Source organism: Citrobacter arsenatis (assembly GCF_004353845.1).
Classification (GTDB): Bacteria; Pseudomonadota; Gammaproteobacteria; order Enterobacterales; family Enterobacteriaceae; genus Citrobacter; species Citrobacter arsenatis.
Map to the genome: position 1 here is coordinate 3966618 of NZ_CP037864.1, position 17218 is coordinate 3983835.

Consider the following 17218-nt stretch of genomic DNA (forward strand, 5'->3'; position numbering starts at 1 on the left):
AAATAATGCAACAGAGAAAAACAATATCAGACACAATAAATAAACATTTCGAATTAAATGAAACGTGATTTAATTTATTTCGCACCTCGTAAAAAATATCAATCACCGTCTGTATTAAATAATGAAATTTATATAAGAGCATTCTTATTATGCGTTTTTAGATAAAACATCACTCATTTGAGTTAGATAAATTACGCCTGCCAACAAATGATTTTGCAGTCAACCACAAAAAGAACAACCTTATGATAAGTGAGTTTCACGGCATCAGTACTCTAAAGCGTTAACGGTAATAATCAACTTCCTTTCTGATTATTGTTTAAGCCTCTTGATACCATACAATTTTTCGATTATTTTACTTAAGTAATTTTTCGTTCGCTCATTATAAAAATTGTCATTTACTAACGTCACCGACAACTTTTAAATCAACTGGTGCCCCCAATTTCGGCGTTTTAAACCTGCGAGAGATAATAATGGTCTATCTGAAAATAGTAGCACTCTTATAATTTCATCAGAATGAGGCAGGTACTTATACTTAAAATGAGTGATTTCATGGTTTTTTATGCCGGGAGCGTCCTTTACGATGCAAAAATGAAACGCACCTTTCCCTGCATCAGCCCTGTGACATCCCACGATCCTGTAGTGAAGACGAAATGCCACTATGGTTTATAATTAGGTAATACTCTGTTAATGATGAAAAAATGAAATATCTAATTAACAATGAAGTTACATTCAGAACTGATGATGGCGTTTTGGCGAATCTGAGTTCGTCGGACAACTCCCTCACCCTGTCTATTACAGCAAACAGGATCTTCACCTATCTCCTCGAGCAGGAAGGAAAAGTGGTCTCGAGAGAAGAGATGTTCACGAATGTTTGGGACAAAAATGGTCTGCAGGCCTCCAATAATTCGTTAAGCCAGTATATTTCTTTGATTCGTAAGGGATTACAGGAGCTAGGCTGTGAACATGAGATTATTCAAACCGTGCCACGAGTCGGCTTTTTCATCGCTGAAGGGCTGGTAGCCACCATTGAGGAACCGCCTTCAGTTACCGTGACTTCCCTTGCCCCTTCTAAAGCCGCGCCCTCCCTGTCTAAACGCGTAAAAATGACGTTGTTGGCAGCCGGGGGCATCTCATTACTTATGCTCCTTTACCCAGTCAACTCATTGTTTAACAGCAGTAAAAACAACCTTCCCGATGTACAGCTGTTTAAACTGGGCAATATCGATCTCTGTCCGGTGTATACCGTTTTTGAAAGCTCGCCAGAAATAGCGACCGCGAAGCTTGAAAAAGCGCAAAAAATGGCTGATTTACACCTGAAGTGTCTGGCTGGCGCATTGTTTATTTTTCAGCCTGACGATCTGTACGTTTACGGTGAAAAAGGCCGCGTATTTTTATCCCGCTGTACTTTCAATAATGCAGAAAAAACAAAGTTTGCTGGATGCAAGGATCTTTATATCCATGAATACTAAATATAAAACTAAGATATTGCTTGCCGGAGCCGCCATTCTGGTCGCCGTCAGTGCTTTGTTAAGCGCGAATGGAATCGCCCTCATTTCCGTCAATCAGGGAATAAGCGTGCACTGCGTTTCAACCCTCTCATTACCCGAACTGCCTGGAGGCGGGAAATACGACGGTAGCCTGATGCTCCAGTTGCAAAAAGATAACACCGGCGTTCTTGATTTCTCAGGCATTATTACCACTACACCACCAGCAGACAATCGCCCAGGACAACGGCTTATCCTGCAACGCTCCGTCAGTTTTAATTATCGAATAGAAGATAAGGGCGTGGTGTTTCTGGAAGACATGAAGATGAGTAAACACAGTCTGGATAACGTGTCAGATGAGATGTTTACCCATAATATCTACGATCCGTTCACGCCCGGGAAGCGCGCGCAAATATATAAAATGAATAATGCCTATCTGTTAGGCAATACCTTTTCGCCCACAAACGTCTGCGTCAGTAAATTGTAGGAATGAGCCGCCATTCAGCATCATTTCCCCGCCACAGTCTGTTTCTACAGTTAAATCAGAGCAGGGCCACGGCAACGCGCAGGCCCTGACTCCATACGCTTTCCCCCTTATTTATCAACCGGATAATCCCGATTAATCCACGCGTGATCGTCTTCCCAGGTAAACATCCATTTGCGAACCGGCCCCGCCATCACGTTAAGGTAGTAGCTGTCATATCCCGCCAGAGTTGCCACCGGGTGATACCCTTTTGGCACCATCACCACGTCGCGGTTGTAAACCGCCATACACTCATCCAGCGTTCTGTCGTCGGTGTATACCCGCTGCATACAGAATCCCTGCGGCGGGTTGAGGCGATGGTAGTAGGTCTCTTCCAGATACGTTTCCTGAGGAGGATTATCGGTGTCATGCTTATGGCTTGGATAAGAACTGGTGCAGCCTTCATTGGTCCACACCTCCACCACCAGCAGGCTGTCGGCGGGTTTATCTTCCGGTAAGATGTTGTGCACGTAGCGCTGGTTATGACCTTTGCCACGCGCTTCGCCGTCGATATCCTTAGGTGCAATCAGCCGCGTCGGATACGTTCCTTTCCCTGGTGCCGCGCAGACCGCCAGCTCCAGTCTGGTCACCGCCTGGACCTGTATTGCCTCGCCAGAAGTGACATACACCGCCCACGGTTTGATACGCTCGAACGGGCTCATCCGCTCGCCGATATCCGTAAAGGTTGCGCCCGGCGTGGTGACGGTCGCGCGTCCGGCAACCAATACCAGACAACGTTCTTCGCTGATGGCGGGCAGCGTCAACTGCTGCCCTTCCTCCAGTTCATACGCTCTAAAGCCAACATATCCCCAACCGGCGCTTTCCGGCGTCACCGACTGCGTACACCCTTGCGCGTCCGGTTGCTGCCAGTGTGATAATAAACGTGACATATCACCCCCTCAGATAAGCCCGGCTTCACGCGCCAGACGGCTAAGGTTGTTATAGCCCAGACGCGCATACGTCAGCGGATGCGCAATGGCCGGATCCTGCTCAGCCTCCACCACCAGCCAGCCGTGATAGCCCTGCGCTTTCAGCAGCCGCATAATCGGCGGGTAATCCACGCAGCCGTCGCCCGGCACGGTAAACACGCCGCTCAGCACCGCATCGAGAAAGCTGGTTTTACGATTTTTGACATCCGCGAGCACGTCGGCGCGCACGTCTTTGCAGTGAACATGGTTGATACGCGACGCCCAGCGCTGCGCTACCGCCAGCGGATCGGCCCCGGCGAAGGTCAGGTGGCCGGTGTCGAGCAGCAATCCAACCTCATCACCGGTATGCGTCATCAGATTATTCACATCCTCAGCAGACTCAATCACCGTGCCCATATGATGGTGATAGGCAATCTGGACTCCCTGCTGCTGCGTGTAGCGGGCAAATTCGGTGAGCTTCTCGCCATACTCTTGCCAGCGGGCCTGCGGAAAACGCGGACGCAGATGCACAGGCGTCTGCTGTTCGCCGTGAATGCAGCCACTCACTTCGGCAAATACCAGCACCTTCGCACCCAGTTCGCGCAGTAACGTCAGGTGCGATTGCACGGCGGCAATCTCTTCCTCCACGCTGCGTTCCAACAGACGTCCGGAGTACCAGCCGGACACCAGTTGCAGGTCGTGACGCTGCAAAATGGGGCCGAGCAGTCGCGCTTCGCGCGGGAATTTATTGCCCAGTTCGAAACCGGCAAATCCGGCTTCTTTGCCTTCGCTCAGACACGTATCAAGCGACGTCTCTGCGCCCAGTGAAGGAAGATCGTCATTCGTCCATGTCAGTGGATTAATACCTAATTGTACCGTCATCATCTTCTCCTGAATTATGCTTGTCCGCGCTCGCGCCACCAGGCGATAAGCTGCAGGTAATTATCTTTAATGCGCGCCACCAGCTGCGCATCGTCAATATCGTGTTTCAACCACGCGCGGGAGGCGTCGCCGAACAGCGTGCGCCCCACGGCGAAGCCTTTTACTACCGTCTGCCCCGCTGCGGCTTTAAAGTCGGCGCGCAGTTGCTCCGCCGGGGCGTCCAGACCGAGGATCACCACGCCGCGGCAGTGCGGATCGCGCCGCGCGATAATTTCACTCAATGATGTCCAGCCTGCGGATGTGAGCGGTGGGAGCTTCCACCAGTCCGGGTAAACCCCCAGGTTGTAGAAACGAGAAATGGCGCGCAAATACAGTTCATCACTGCGCGACATGTTGGCTGGCAAAATGACCTCCAGCAACAGTTCATGCCCGGACTGGCAACAGGCGCGGTACACCTCGGCAATTTTCTGTTCTTGTTCAAGGCGCAGCGCGTGGGCATCTTCCGGATGGAAAAAGACCAGACACTTCACCACATGCTCCTGCGGCCAACTGATGAGCTGCGAACCTATATTGCCGTGTTCCATTTCCAACGGCCGCGATCCCGGTAATTCGATAGGGCGACCAATCCACCAACCCTCTCCGGTTATCGAATTCAGTGCATCCTGACCAAACGTACCATCGCACAGCAGCCCGGCTTTGCCTTCCAGCCCGGCACTGTTGGCCGCTTCACGGCTGGCCTGCAAAATAAGCTGTTTCAATGCCGAAATACGTTTCAGGGATGCGCCGCACTGTAGCGCCATCTCTTCCAACTGGCTGCGATGGTCAAACGCCATCACGCACAGTTCCGGCCATTCGCGGCGGCGGGTGGTCACCCGATGGAGATGGTTAAGACGCGGGTCAAGATCCGGGCGCGGCACATCCGCAGCGCGGGAAAGATAGTCATCCAGCTCGATTTTGCTTGGCATCGCCGGCGCACAGCCGTGACGCGACACCACCAGCGCACCGCAGGCGTTAGCATAGCGGCACGCCTGCTCCCATCCCTCGTCGTTCAGGTAGCCGCGCAGCAGGCCGGACATAAACGCATCCCCCGCGCCGAGGACGTTCAGCACCTCCACGCGTACGCCGGTCACCGTCAGGCCATCATCAAGCCGCGACGGGATCGCGTCGGTATACACCGAACAGCCGAGTGCCCCGCGCTTGCAGACCAGCGCCGCGTGACTCACGCCGCGAACCTGCGCCAGTGCCTGCAGCGTATCGGTACTGCCGCCCGCGATATGAAACTCCTCTTCGGTGCCGACAATCACATCAAAAAGATGCAGCACCTCCTGCAACTGACGGGTGACCTGTTCGGCGGCGATAAAACGCGTTTCGCCATCGCCTAAGGAAGTAAGCCCCCACAGCACCGGACGATAGTCGATATCCAGCGCCGTACGCACGCCGTGACGTCGGGCGTAAGCAAGCGCCGTTAACACCGCTTCACGCGTTTGCGGATGAGAAAGATGCGTCCCGGTGATGGCAAGACAACGGGCGGAGGCAATGTACTGTTCATCAACATCGCTGGCGGTAATCGCCATATCCGCGCAGTTATCACGGTAAAAAATCAGTGGGAAGGTGTCCCGGTCTTTAATGCCGAGTAGCACCAGCGCCGTCAGGCGGTCTTTATCGGTTATCAGATGGCTGGTATCACAGCCCACCTGGTTTAATTCTTCACGCAGGAAACGCCCCATATGTTCATCGCCAACCCGCGCCAGCATCGACGAGCGTAACCCCTGACGCGCGGTGCCGTACGCCACGTTGCCGGAAGAACCGCCAAGATATTTGGCAAAGCTCGACACATCTTCCAGGCGCGCGCCAATTTGCTGACTGTAGAGGTCAACCGCCACGCGGCCCATGCATATCACATCAAACTGCTTTTCCACGTTGCTACCTCATCAGACAATGTCGTTCACGTTCAGCCAGCGGCCTTCCAGGTGTGAGAGTGCGATAGCGTCCAGCACGCGAGACACCTTCCAGCCCTCTTCGAAGTCCGGCCACATCGGAGCGTCGGCGGCAATCCCGTCCACCAGGTCGCGCACCTCCACCGTTTTTTGATCGTTAAAGCCAATACCGTGGCCTGCCCCCATGCAAAACGCGCCGTAGTCCGGGTGCGCCGGACCAACGAGCAGCGTGCGGAACCCCTGGCGGTTGACCGGATCGTCATGCAGATAAAGCTTCAGCTCCGCCATGCGCTCTTGGGTAAAACTGATAGTCCCTTTGGTCCCGGTAATCACATACGACAGTCCCATCTTACGGCCACAGGCGACACGGGAGGTTTCAATCACCCCTTGGGCGCCGCCCGCAAAGCGCACCATCGCGTGGGCCTGATCTTCGTTTTCCACCGTCACCATTTGCGAGGAACCGACCTGCGCCGGACGCTGTGGCACCACAATCTTCAGATCGCCGCAGACCTGCTCGATATCCCCCACCAGGTACTGGGCCATATTGACGATGTGCGCCGCAAGGTCGCCCAGCGCGCCCAGCCCGGCGGTCTCTTTAAAGCAGTGCCAGTGAATGGGCGACAGCGGGTCGGCCATATAGTCTTCGTTGTGGGTGCCGTAGAAGTGGATCACCTCACCAATTTCTCCGCGCGCAATGATCTCTTTCGCCAGCTGCGCCGTTGGGTTCTTCATATAGTTGAACCCCACCAGCGTTTTCACTCCCGCCCGCTGTGCAGCCTCAACCATTTCACGCGCGTCGTGGGCGTTCAGCGCCAGCGGCTTTTCTGAGTACACATGCTTGCCGTGGCGAATCGCTTCCAGCGCCATCTCTTTATGCAGATGGTTGGGTGAGCAGATATCCACAACATCAATGGCCGGGTCGGCCACCAGCGCACGCCAGTCTCCAGTTGAGCGGTTAAAACCAAACGCCTGCGCCCGGGCTGCCGCCAGCTCCGGCGTGACTTCCGCCACCATTTCGCGCACCAGTTTGCCGCGCAGGTTGAACACCGTCGGGGCCTGGGCATAGGCGATGGCATGCGCCTTGCCGATATACCCGGTGCCAATCAATCCAATACGAACTTCTTTCATCATGATCCTCACAATGCGCCGCGACGGCTCTTGGCGTAGGTATCGAACGCCACCGCCAGAACGATAATTAAGCCGGTAATAATTTGTTGGTAGTAAGCCGAGACGTTCATCAGCACCAGACCGTTAATCAGGATGCCCATGATGATCGAGCCGATAATGGTGCCGCCGATGCGCCCATAGCCGCCCATCAGCGAAGTACCGCCAATGACCACCGAAGCGATGACGCGCAGCTCAAACGAGATCCCGGCGACCGCTTCCGCACTGCCCAACCGCGCGCTGAGGATGAAACCCGCCAGCCCCGCCAGACAGCCAATTAACACGTAAACGCTCACCAGCACGCGCTTCACGTTGACCCCTGCCAGGCGCGCCGCCTCCGGGTTGCCGCCGATGGCGTACACGAAGCGCCCCCAGCGGGTTTTATGCAGCGCCAGATAACCGCCTATAGCGACGATGGCGAAGATCCAGATCGGAATAGAGATGCCGAGCAGTTCGCCGCGTCCCCACCAGCGGTAGCCCGCGTCGAAACCGGCAATCGGCGCACCGTCGTTAATCACCAGCGTCAGGCCGCGCCAGATGGTCATCCCACCGAGGGTGACGATAAACGGCGGCAGACGCAGGCGGGTCACGCCGAGGCCATGCAGGAAACCAATCGCGGTCCCCATCGCCATACAGATCCCAAGGCCAATCAGCCAACTCATGCCGCCCCAGGCGTTCGGGTCGACGGTGGTGAAGTTGTCGCCCTTAATCACATACGCGGCGGTCATAGCGCACACCGCCAGGATGGAGCCAACGGAGAGGTCGATCCCGGCGGTCAGAATGACAAACGTCATCCCCACTGCCATGATCCCGTAGATGGAGACTTCGGTCAGGATGTTGAAAATATTGCGTTCAGAAAGAAAGTTGCTGTTCTGCAACTGAAAAAAAATCAGCAGCAAGATCATGAAAATCAGTACCCCAAAGCGCTCAAAAAAGGCAATGGGATCAAGACGTCCGCCGCGTTTGGCTGGAACCTGCGTTTTAGAAATAATCTGCGTCATGAATCACTCCGTTATGCCGCATTCAGGGCGTTGTGGTTGATGGCCATCATCGTCATTAGCCGCTCTTCATTGGCGTCGTCACCGTGGATCTCGCCAGTCACCCGACCTTCACTCAGCGTGATGATCCGATCGGAAACCGCCATCACTTCCGGCAGATCGGAGGAGATCACGATCACCGCCACGCCCTTTTTCGCCATATCAAACAGCACCTGATGGACTTCTGATTTGGTCCCCACGTCGATGCCGCGCGTCGGTTCATCAACGATCAACACCCGAGGGTTAAGGGCCATGCAGCGCGCGAGGATCACTTTTTGCTGGTTCCCGCCGGAGAGTTTGCGCACCTCCTGCGCGCTGTTGACCATTTTGATCTGCAGCGCCTGGCGGTAGGACTCAATCAGGTCGTCCTCTTTGCGGGTGTTCACGAACCAGCGCCACTGCAGCAGCGAGGAGAGGCAGGAGAGCGACAGGTTGTCGCGGATCGACAGCCCAAGCACCGCCCCCTCTTTTTTACGATCTTCAGGAACCAGCGCCAGCCCCTGATCCAGCGCAAACAGCGGATCGCGCGGCTGATACGGCACGCCATCGAGTTCAAAGCTGCCGGAAGTAAAACCGTCGGCGCCAAACAGGCAGCGGGCCACTTCGGTACGCCCCGCGCCAACCAGCCCGGCGATGCCTAACACTTCTCCAGCATGAACATGAAAACTAATGTCGTGCAGCGCAATGCCATGCGGATCCAACGGCGGCTTTTCACGGTTAAGCCCCTTCACCGCCAGACGTACAGGTTTATCTTCATGATGAGTTTCGCTGGCCGGGCGGCGATTAAAGGCCACATCGCGCCCAACCATCAGGCGGATCAGCTGTTCTACGGTGGTCTGCGCAACCGCGCCGTTCCCGGTAAAACGCCCATCCTGGAAAACGGTGAACCGATCGCAAAGTTGAAACACTTCATGCAGGCGATGGGTCACATAGATGATGCTCACGCCACGCCCTTTAAGTTCCCGTACCACCCGGTGCAGACTTTCTACTTCGCTGTCGCTCAGCGCGGCGGAAGGTTCATCCATGATGATGAGCTTTGCGTTCAACGTCAGCGCCCGCGCAATTTCCACCATTTGCTGCTGCGCCACGCTCAGTCGGGCCACGGCCGTGGTTGGCGCAACGTTCAGTTGCAAATAATCCAGAATCACCTGCGCTTCCTGATTCACCGCCTTTTCGTCGACGATCAGATTGCGTTTGCGCGGTTCACGCCCGAGGAACATATTCTCGGCGACGGTCATATTGGGCAGCAGATTAAATTCCTGATAAATAGTGATAATGCCCTTGTTCTGCCGCTCTACCGGAGAGTCCTCTACCGGCAACGTTTCGCCGTTAAACCAGATATCCCCACGTGTTTGCGGTTGTGCGCCCGCCAGCGCTTTCAGCAGGGTCGATTTTCCGGCACCGTTCTCACCTAACAGCGCATGAATTTCGCCTGCTCCGACGGTCAGTTGCGCGCTGCTCAGCGCCCAGACGCCGGAAAAGCTTTTCGCCAGGTCAGTCACTTTCAGTAAGGGTTGCGACATCGGTCTGCTCCTCCTTTAGAGTGAGCCGCCGTAACGGCGGCTGCGGACATATCAATTGCCAGCTTCGCCGATACGCTCAGCCTGTTGCAGGTTCTCTTTGGTGATAAGCGTTGGCGGATAGTCAGCCCCGGTGATCGCGGTTTTCTCCCGTACGTTATTCACCAACTGGCTCATGGCCGTTTTCACCGCAAAACCAGGACGCTGATCCGCCGTCACTGCCAGCCAGCCGTCGCGCACGCGCGCCAGCGCTTCCGGTACGGCATCGAAGCCCGTGACCAGAACTTCACCCGGTTTCAGCCCTTGCCCCTGCAGGGCTTCAATCGCGCCCAGCGCCATATCGTCGTTAGCGGAGAGGATCACCTGCGGACGTTTCGGCAATGAAGGCAGCACGCTTTCAACAATGCGCATTCCTTCAGAACGCATCCAGTTACCGGTCTGATCGGCGACAATCTTGTACTTTTCACCGCCCGCCTTCAGGCTGTCGCGAATACCTTTGGTACGTTCAATGTTGGAGGAAGAACCTGGCTGGCCGGTTAGCAGAATGATGTCCGCCCCGTCAGGGAATTTGGTTTTGACAAAGTCGCCAATCGCCTGGCCGCCTTTGTAGTTGTTGGCGCCGAAGTGCGGCACTTTTTTCTGGCTGTCAACGGAGCGGTCGAGGGTAACCACGGGCAGTTTCGCATCCTGAATTTCATCTACCGCACTGGACACCGCGTTGACATCGTTCGGGGAGACGATAAAACCTTGCGCCCCGCGGGTGATGGCGTTTTCCAGGTCAGCGACCTGTTTTGGCGAGCTACCTTGCCCGTCCAGCACCTGAAGCTTCACGCCCATCTCTTTGGCGGCTTTCACCGCCGTGCGCTGCATGTGAACTTCAAACGGCATGGCCAGGTTTGGCGTACTGAAAACAATTTGCTCGTTTTCGGCGAGGGCAGCCCCGGACGTCATGGCGATGAGGGCGGCTAAGATCAGTTTTTTCATTATTATGTCTCTCTGTGTAGGGTAGGTTGTGGTGACAATCAGAGGAGAACTTCACGTTGGCTATACAGTGACTCCAGCGCTTTATCCGCCAGATATAGCGCACGCTCACCATCGTCCCCGCTGCAATCAGGGACCGCTTCGCCGCGCAGTACCGCAACAAAGTGCTCCCATTCCGCGGCATAGGCCGATTTATAACGCTGCAAGAAGAAGTGTTCAGGTAACGCGCTGGTGCAGCCGGTCTTCGCGTAGTGCTGCACCTGGTTTTCGAGAATATTGCCCGCGCACAGCAGCCCTTCAGAGCCGTGCAGCTCAAGGCGCTGGTCGTAGCCGTAGGATGAACGGCGACTGTTGACGATGGTCGCCATCGCGCCGGAGGCATATTTCAGTACGATGAACGCGGTGTCGATATCGCCCGCCTCGCCAATCGCCGGATCGACCAGGTTACTGCCCTGGGCATACACTGAAACCGGCTCTTCGCCCATGATAAAGCGCGCCATATCAAAATCGTGGATGGTCATATCGCGGAACATTCCGCCGGAAACGCGTACATATTCCGCAGGGGGCGGCGACGGGTCGCGGGAGATTATCAAAAGCGATTCCGGCTTACCGATACGCCCGGCCAGGGTGTCAGTTTTCACTCGGCGGAACTGAGGATCGAAACGGCGGTTGAAACCGATAAACAACGGTACATCGTACTCTTTGACGACTTTCAGACAATCGCGCACACGGGCCAGATCCAGGTGGACCGGCTTTTCGCAGAAGATGGCTTTGCCATGTCGAGCGGCCAGTTCAATCAGATCCGCGTGGGTATCGGTTGCGGAGGCGATCAGCACGGCGTGAACGTTAGGATCCGTCATCGCCTCATCCAGGCTTTGCAGGCGAGCCTGGTACTGAGTGGCAAGACGGGTTGCAAATTCCTGATTCGGGTCGACGATGGACCAGAGTGTGGTGGCACTGTGACTGGCAATGTTAGCTGCATGTACCTGGCCAATTCGGCCAGCGCCCAGTAAAGCAATGTTAAACATAACGGCTCCCGGTGTTGGTGAATGCGATGAACTAACGACCCCTTAAATAAAACATTTATTTCATTTTTATAAATAGTGAAAATTATGTTTTTGAGTGCAAGTTAACACTTTTGAGATGATCGAGATAAAATCTGTTATCAATATCACAACATAAAGGCAGAGATAATGCAGGAATTGGCCCCCTTCCGTTCAGGAAGGAGGCGATGGATGAAGAGAAAGGAAAAATGAAATGAAAATTTCGTTGTCGCAGGTTGCCGGATGTCGCTGCGCTTATCCGGCCTACAATTGGCGTTAACCGTAGGCCTGATAAGCGTTTAGCGCCATCAGGCATCAGATACAGACCTCAGTACTGACGAGCGTTTTTCACCTGCTCAAACGTCTGCTCGGCGGCTTTTCGCACCGACGGTGATTCTGCCACCTGCGCATCGCCAGTGCGCCACCAGGCGGCGTAATCGTGGGTCATGGTTTTCGGCAGGACTTTGATGTCCAGCAGCGTAGGGCCAGGATGTGCGCGGGAGGCTTCCAGCGCCGCCAGCAGGCTTTGTTCATCATGTACCCGCCAGGCGCGACAGCCGTAGCTCTCGGCGTTCTGGGCAAAATCAACCTTCACCAGCGGCCCATCCAACCGTCCGGTTTGCGGGTTGCGGTGACGGTTTTCCGTGCCGAAACTCCCCATCCCGTGACCCATCTGCAAATTGTTAATGCACCCGAAGCTGGCGTTATCAAACAGCAGGATAGTGACTTTTATCCCTTCCTGAACGGCGGTTTGTAGTTCGGAATGCAGCATCATATATGAGCCATCCCCCACCATGGCATAAACCGGCTGCTGCGGCTGCGCCAGCCTGGCCCCGATGGCCGCCGCAATCTCATAGCCCATACAGGAATAGCCGTATTCCAGGTGATAGCAGTCCGGAGTTTTGACCTGCCAGATACGCTGCAAATCGCCGGGCAGCGAGCCGGCGGCCCCCACGACGATAGCGTTATCTTCGATGTGTTGATTGATAAGTCCCAGTACCCGCGTCTGGGTCAAGCGGGTGTTAAGCGTGTCGCCATATTCCGCCAGTTGGGCGTCAAGATGCCCTGCCACTTCGGGTACGTCGTTGGGATGCCAGTCGCGTTCCCATAAACGTTGGCACTCATCGCGCCAGGCCGCTTGCGCCTGCGCGACCTCGGCCCCCCAAGCGCCGCGGTAGTCTTGCAGCGTTTCGGTTAATGCCCTAAGCCCGGTACGGGCATCGGCGATAAGCGCAGTGGCATCCAGTTTTAGCGCGTCAAACTCCGCCACGTTCAGCAGCAGGAAATCAACGTCAGGATGGGAAAACAGCGCTTTCGAACCGGTGGTAAAGTCGGTGAGGCGCGTGCCGATGCCGATCACCAGATCGGCCTGCGGAGCGAGCAGATTGGCAGCCATCCCGCCGGTGACCCCAATGCCTCCGAGGTTAAGTGGGTGGTCACTAACCAGCGCTCCCTTTCCGGCCTGAGTTTCGGCAAACGGCAGTTGCAGCGTCTCGACGAATTCGCGAAACGCCTCATGCGCGCCGGAATATCGTACCCCGCCACCGCACACCACCAGCGGACGGCATTTGCGGGTAATCAGCGCCCGCGCCATCGCCAGACGCTGCGGGTCGGGCGGGCGACGTTCGATCAGATGAACGCGGCGCGCAAAGAAGCTCTGCGGATAGTCCCAGGCTTCTCCCTGCACATCCTGCGGCAGGCAAATAGTTACGGCACCAGTATCTGCGGGGTCAGTAAGCGTTCGCATCGCGTTTAGCATCGCGCTCATTAACTGCTCCGGGCGATTAATGCGGTCCCAGTAACGCGAGACCGGGCGGAAGCAGTCGTTGGTGCTGATGCCAAGGTCATGGAATTGCTCAATTTGCTGCAATACCGGATCCGGCTGACGGCTGGCGTAAACATCGCCGGGCAACAGCAATAGCGGAATACGGTTCGCTGTCGCGGTCGCCGCGGCGGTTACCATATTCGCCGCCCCCGGTCCAACCGACGACGTCACGGCAAAAATACGCTGGCGTCGATGCTGTTTGGCAAACCCGCTCGCCATGTGCGCAATACCCTGCTCATTACATCCCTGCATCACCCGCAAATGACCGGGGTCCTGCTCCAGCGCCTGGCCGATGCCGAGCACATTACCGTGACCAAAGATGGTGGCGACGCCCTCAACAAAGGGGGTTTCCTTGCCATCGACACAAACATATTGTTGATTAAGGAATTTGACCAGCGCCTGAGCCATGGTCATACGTTCGGTTTGCATAAACCCTCCTGTCAGCCCAGCGTTGGCATGGAGAACGCGGCCCCTGTGTCCTGCAGCATCTCCGGCCAGCGTGCGGTGACGGTCTTCATGCGGGTGTAGAAGCGCACGCCATCGTTACCATGCACGTTGAGCGCGCCAAAAATCGAACGCTTCCAGCCGCCGAAGCTGTGGAACGCCATCGGCACCGGAATAGGCACGTTTACGCCCACCATGCCCGCCTGCACCTCTTCGCAGAAACGACGCGCGCAGCCGCCGTCGCGGGTGAAAATCGCCGTGCCGTTACCATATTCATGGCGGTTAATCAGTTCCACCGCGCTGTTGTAATCGGCTACGCGCACCACAGAAAGTACCGGCCCGAAAATCTCTTCCTTATAGATGGTCATTTCCGGCGTGACGTTATCAAACAAGGTCGGCCCGACAAAATAGCCCTGCTCGTGGCCTTTAACGCTAAAACGCCGACCATCAACACGCAGGCTGGCCCGCTGTGATTCCCCACTGTCGATGTATCCGAGCACTTTATTACGGTGCGCCGCAGAGATAAGCGGCCCCATTTCGTTCTCCGGTGACCGATCAAGACCCGGTCCGACGCGCAGCGCGGCAATCTGTTTTTCCAGTCGCGAGCACAGTTCATCCGCCGTTTTATCTCCCACCGCCAGCACGACTGAGAGTGCCATGCAGCGTTCACCCGCCGCGCCGTAAGCTGCCCCCATAATGGCGTTAGTCGCCATATCCATGTCAGCATCCGGCATTAAAATGCAGTGATTTTTAGCGCCGCCCAACGCCTGGCAGCGCTTACCGTGGGCCGATGCCGTCTGATAAATATATTCCGCAATCGGCGTTGAGCCGACAAAGCTCACGGCCTGCACGCGCGGGTCGGTCAGCAGGACATCAACGGACTCTTTATCGCCCTGTACCACGTTGAACACGCCGTCCGGCAGCCCCGCCTCTTGCAACAGTTTCGCCAGCGCCAGCGCGAGAGAAGGGTCTTTTTCCGAGGGTTTCAGCACGAAGGTGTTGCCGGTTGCCAGCGCGATGGGGAACATCCACATCGGTACCATCGCCGGAAAGTTAAACGGCGTGATCCCAACGCAAACCCCGAGCGGTTGCATCAACGAGTGGCTGTCAACGCCGGTCCCGACATTGGCGGAGTGTTCGCCCTTTTGCAGATGCGGAATGCCACAGGCAAACTCCACGACCTCCAGACCACGCGTCAGTTCGCCGACCGCATCAGAGAACACCTTGCCATGCTCCTCGCTGATGATGCGAGCCAGCTTTTCCATATTCTGTTCCAACAGCGCCTTAAAGCGGAACATCACTCGCGCACGTTTTAGTGGAGAATGTCGCGCCCAACCGGGGAACGCATCATGCGCTGCCGCGATGGCCTGTTCGGTTTCCTGTGTCGTACTCATCACCACCTGACGGATCTGCTCGCCGGTGGCCGGGTTGAAGATCGCCTGTACGCGCTGGCCTGAACCGGTGACACATTCGCCATGAATAAAATTCGCTACTGTCTCCATCCTTAACCTCTCGCTGTTGATACGTGATTGTTACCTGAACGCTGTTATCTGTGTACTATATATGAAACAAACATTCCATTTTAAGTTGAAATAAAATAAATAATGATTAATGTGATCAAGGATGGGTTTTTATGTTAACAAGCGAAATCACATGACTAGCATGTACTGGCAGAACGTTTCAGCAGGCAATCAATCTGAATTTTTTGTTTCGTTTTTACGGTCAGATGAATGCGTGACATTTCAAAGACGCGGTTTTGCGTTTAGAATCATAAAACTATGTACCCGGAGGTAAAATGACGACAGCAACCAGCCTGAACGAACTGCAGCAGCAGATCCGCGATCGCTACGATAGCCTGAGTAAGAGGCTGCAGCAGGTGTCCCGCTATGTGCTGGATAATACGAATAGCGTGGCCTTTGATACGGTTGCCGTCATTGCCGAGCGTGCCGGAGTGCCGCCCTCGACGCTGATCCGCTTTGCCAATGCCTTTGATTTCACCGGCTTCAACGAAATGAAACAGTTGTTTCGTATGAACCTCGTGGAGGAAACCGCCAGCTACAGCGACCGCGCGCGCCTGTTCCGCGAGATGGAAAGTGAAGCCGTACCGGAAACTCCGCTCGATATCCTGCAAGAGTTCGCCCGTTCGAATACTCAGGCCCTACAGCAATTGGCAGCCCGTGCCGAACCAGAAATGCTGGAACACGCCGTACAATTACTGGCAGAAGCCGACACCATCTACATCGCCGGTCTGCGTCGTTCTTTTAGCGTGGCGGCCTATCTCACCTACGCCCTGAGCCATCTTGAGTGTCGCCCTATTCTGCTCGACGGAATGGGCGGGATGCTGCGTGAGCAGATTAACCGCATCAAAGCGCGTGATATCGTGGTGTCGATCAGCTTCTCGCCTTATGCGGAAGAGACGGTGATGGTCAGCGAAACCGCGGCCAATGCAGGCGCGCGCCAGATTGTCATTACCGACAGCCAGATAAGCCCGCTGGCAACGTTCAGCGATCTCTGCTTTGTGGTAAAAGAGGCGCAGGTTGACGCGTTTCGCTCCCAGTCAGCGACGCTGTGTCTGGTGCAGTCGCTAGTGGTGGCGCTGGCTTACCGTCTGGGTGATGGGAGCAATGAACGCGGTCATTCTGTCGGGTAAGCGCGGTCAGCAAATTGATATCCGCATTATTAAACATCCACCAACGTGGCGCGCAAGAGTAATGCCTGCCGCTACTTTTATGGTCGTTGAAAATATCGCCCTCATTCAGCGACCAGTTAAAATACTGTCCGTTATTACCATAAGCTACAATAATATTAATTTTGGATAATCAACGGCACGCTTGCTGACAATAATGAGCAAAGGTTTACTATAAGCCTGTCTTTTTTTAGCAGGAAAGTAAAAATGAAAAAAACAAAAGGGTTGATGATTATTGCCCTTGCTTTCACCCTGGCATCATGTGCTTCCATTCCTGAGAATATCAAAGGTAATAATCAACCTGATATACAAAAAAACTTTATCTCCGTGCATAACCAGCCGGGATTATATACCGGCCAGCAGGCCCGTTTTGGTGGTAAAGTCATCAATGTGATTAACACCAAAACGGATACGTTACTGGAAATCGCCGTTTTGCCACTGAACGACTATGCTAAGCCACAAATAGACGCGAGCTATCAGGGACGTATTCTTGCCCAGCAGAAAGGTTTTCTCGATCCGGTAAACTACAGAAACCATTTCGTGACTATTTTGGGTACAATTCAAGGGGATGAGTCAGGATTCATCAACAAAGTCCCGTACAACTTTGTTAAAGTTGATTTACAGGGCATTCAGGTCTGGCATTTAACTGAGTCTGTCAACACCACCTATAATATGTGGGATTACGGCTATGGCGCGTTCTGGCCTGAACCTATGTGGGGAGGTCCCTACTACGCTAATACTGTAACTCAGGTAACCCCGGAGCTAGTGAAATAATCCCAGAAGC

The 17218-nt window shown here is 54.9% G+C and carries 14 protein-coding genes; 4 read left to right on the top strand and 10 right to left on the bottom strand.

The features are described from left to right. The first annotated feature begins 698 nt into the window (after positions 1-698). Positions 699-1469: a winged helix-turn-helix domain-containing protein gene (locus E1B03_RS20150; RefSeq protein WP_057102104.1), complete on the top strand. Its 771-nt coding sequence runs from the start codon at positions 699-701 to the stop codon at positions 1467-1469. Further along, positions 1459-1971, top strand: a complete 513-nt coding sequence (locus tag E1B03_RS20155; RefSeq protein WP_057102105.1) for a hypothetical protein — start codon at positions 1459-1461, stop codon at positions 1969-1971. The genes E1B03_RS20150 and E1B03_RS20155 overlap by 11 nt, the downstream gene beginning before the upstream one ends. Positions 1972-2078: 107 nt before the next feature. On the opposite strand, the gene iolB is transcribed toward E1B03_RS20155, so the two are convergent. From iolB to E1B03_RS20205, 10 genes are all read right to left on the bottom strand, one after another. Next, entirely contained in the window at positions 2079-2897 is an 819-nt protein-coding gene (iolB, locus tag E1B03_RS20160) for a 5-deoxy-glucuronate isomerase (protein WP_133086798.1), read from the bottom strand. Positions 2898-2906: 9 nt separating this feature from the next. Further along, entirely contained in the window at positions 2907-3797 is an 891-nt protein-coding gene (iolE, locus tag E1B03_RS20165) for a myo-inosose-2 dehydratase (RefSeq protein WP_133087245.1), read from the bottom strand. Positions 3798-3811: 14 nt separating this feature from the next. Next, positions 3812-5716: a bifunctional 5-dehydro-2-deoxygluconokinase/5-dehydro-2-deoxyphosphogluconate aldolase gene (locus E1B03_RS20170; RefSeq protein ID WP_133086799.1), complete on the bottom strand. Its 1905-nt coding sequence runs from the start codon at positions 5714-5716 to the stop codon at positions 3812-3814. Between the two features lie 12 nt (positions 5717-5728). Then, entirely contained in the window at positions 5729-6862 is a 1134-nt protein-coding gene (locus tag E1B03_RS20175) for a Gfo/Idh/MocA family protein (RefSeq protein WP_133087246.1), read from the bottom strand. 8 nt (positions 6863-6870) lie between these two features. After that, entirely contained in the window at positions 6871-7899 is a 1029-nt protein-coding gene (locus E1B03_RS20180) for an ABC transporter permease (protein ID WP_103769282.1), read from the bottom strand. Positions 7900-7910: 11 nt separating this feature from the next. Next, entirely contained in the window at positions 7911-9458 is a 1548-nt protein-coding gene (locus E1B03_RS20185) for a sugar ABC transporter ATP-binding protein (protein WP_133086800.1), read from the bottom strand. 51 nt (positions 9459-9509) lie between these two features. Further along, positions 9510-10439, bottom strand: coding sequence for a sugar ABC transporter substrate-binding protein (locus E1B03_RS20190; protein WP_103769280.1), 930 nt, complete (start codon positions 10437-10439; stop codon positions 9510-9512). A gap of 38 nt (positions 10440-10477) precedes the next feature. Then, entirely contained in the window at positions 10478-11464 is a 987-nt protein-coding gene (iolG, locus tag E1B03_RS20195; RefSeq protein ID WP_133086801.1) for an inositol 2-dehydrogenase, read from the bottom strand. Between the two features lie 343 nt (positions 11465-11807). Continuing rightward, complete coding sequence (gene iolD / locus E1B03_RS20200) at positions 11808-13733, bottom strand: 3D-(3,5/4)-trihydroxycyclohexane-1,2-dione acylhydrolase (decyclizing) (RefSeq protein WP_133086802.1); 1926 nt, start codon at positions 13731-13733, stop codon at positions 11808-11810. 11 nt (positions 13734-13744) lie between these two features. After that, the gene (locus tag E1B03_RS20205; protein WP_103769277.1) at positions 13745-15250 is read right to left on the bottom strand and encodes a CoA-acylating methylmalonate-semialdehyde dehydrogenase; all 1506 of its coding nucleotides are present in this window, start codon (positions 15248-15250) and stop codon (positions 13745-13747) included. Between the two features lie 293 nt (positions 15251-15543). Between E1B03_RS20205 and E1B03_RS20210 the strand changes: the two genes are divergently transcribed. Continuing rightward, positions 15544-16398, top strand: a complete 855-nt coding sequence (locus E1B03_RS20210) for a MurR/RpiR family transcriptional regulator (RefSeq protein ID WP_133086803.1) — start codon at positions 15544-15546, stop codon at positions 16396-16398. Positions 16399-16641: 243 nt separating this feature from the next. After that, positions 16642-17208 (top strand): Slp family lipoprotein, encoded by a 567-nt coding sequence (locus E1B03_RS20215; RefSeq protein WP_103769274.1) that lies wholly within the window; start codon positions 16642-16644, stop codon positions 17206-17208. Positions 17209-17218: the final 10 nt, after the last annotated feature.

Excerpts from the sequence above, each read along its gene's own strand:
- E1B03_RS20215 (WP_103769274.1), top strand. The coding sequence starts at position 16,642 with ATGAAAAAAACAAAAGGGTTGATGATTATTGCCCTTGCTTTCACCCTG.
- E1B03_RS20175 (WP_133087246.1), bottom strand. The coding sequence starts at position 6,862 with ATGAAAGAAGTTCGTATTGGATTGATTGGCACCGGGTATATCGGCAAG.
- E1B03_RS20150 (WP_057102104.1), top strand. The coding sequence starts at position 699 with ATGAAATATCTAATTAACAATGAAGTTACATTCAGAACTGATGATGGC.
- E1B03_RS20210 (WP_133086803.1), top strand. The coding sequence starts at position 15,544 with ATGACGACAGCAACCAGCCTGAACGAACTGCAGCAGCAGATCCGCGAT.
- iolB (WP_133086798.1), bottom strand. The coding sequence starts at position 2,897 with ATGTCACGTTTATTATCACACTGGCAGCAACCGGACGCGCAAGGGTGT.
- E1B03_RS20155 (WP_057102105.1), top strand. The coding sequence starts at position 1,459 with ATGAATACTAAATATAAAACTAAGATATTGCTTGCCGGAGCCGCCATT.
- iolD (WP_133086802.1), bottom strand. The coding sequence starts at position 13,733 with ATGCAAACCGAACGTATGACCATGGCTCAGGCGCTGGTCAAATTCCTT.
- iolE (WP_133087245.1), bottom strand. The coding sequence starts at position 3,797 with ATGACGGTACAATTAGGTATTAATCCACTGACATGGACGAATGACGAT.
- E1B03_RS20190 (WP_103769280.1), bottom strand. The coding sequence starts at position 10,439 with ATGAAAAAACTGATCTTAGCCGCCCTCATCGCCATGACGTCCGGGGCT.
- E1B03_RS20205 (WP_103769277.1), bottom strand. The coding sequence starts at position 15,250 with ATGGAGACAGTAGCGAATTTTATTCATGGCGAATGTGTCACCGGTTCA.
- iolG (WP_133086801.1), bottom strand. The coding sequence starts at position 11,464 with ATGTTTAACATTGCTTTACTGGGCGCTGGCCGAATTGGCCAGGTACAT.
- E1B03_RS20185 (WP_133086800.1), bottom strand. The coding sequence starts at position 9,458 with ATGTCGCAACCCTTACTGAAAGTGACTGACCTGGCGAAAAGCTTTTCC.
- E1B03_RS20180 (WP_103769282.1), bottom strand. The coding sequence starts at position 7,899 with ATGACGCAGATTATTTCTAAAACGCAGGTTCCAGCCAAACGCGGCGGA.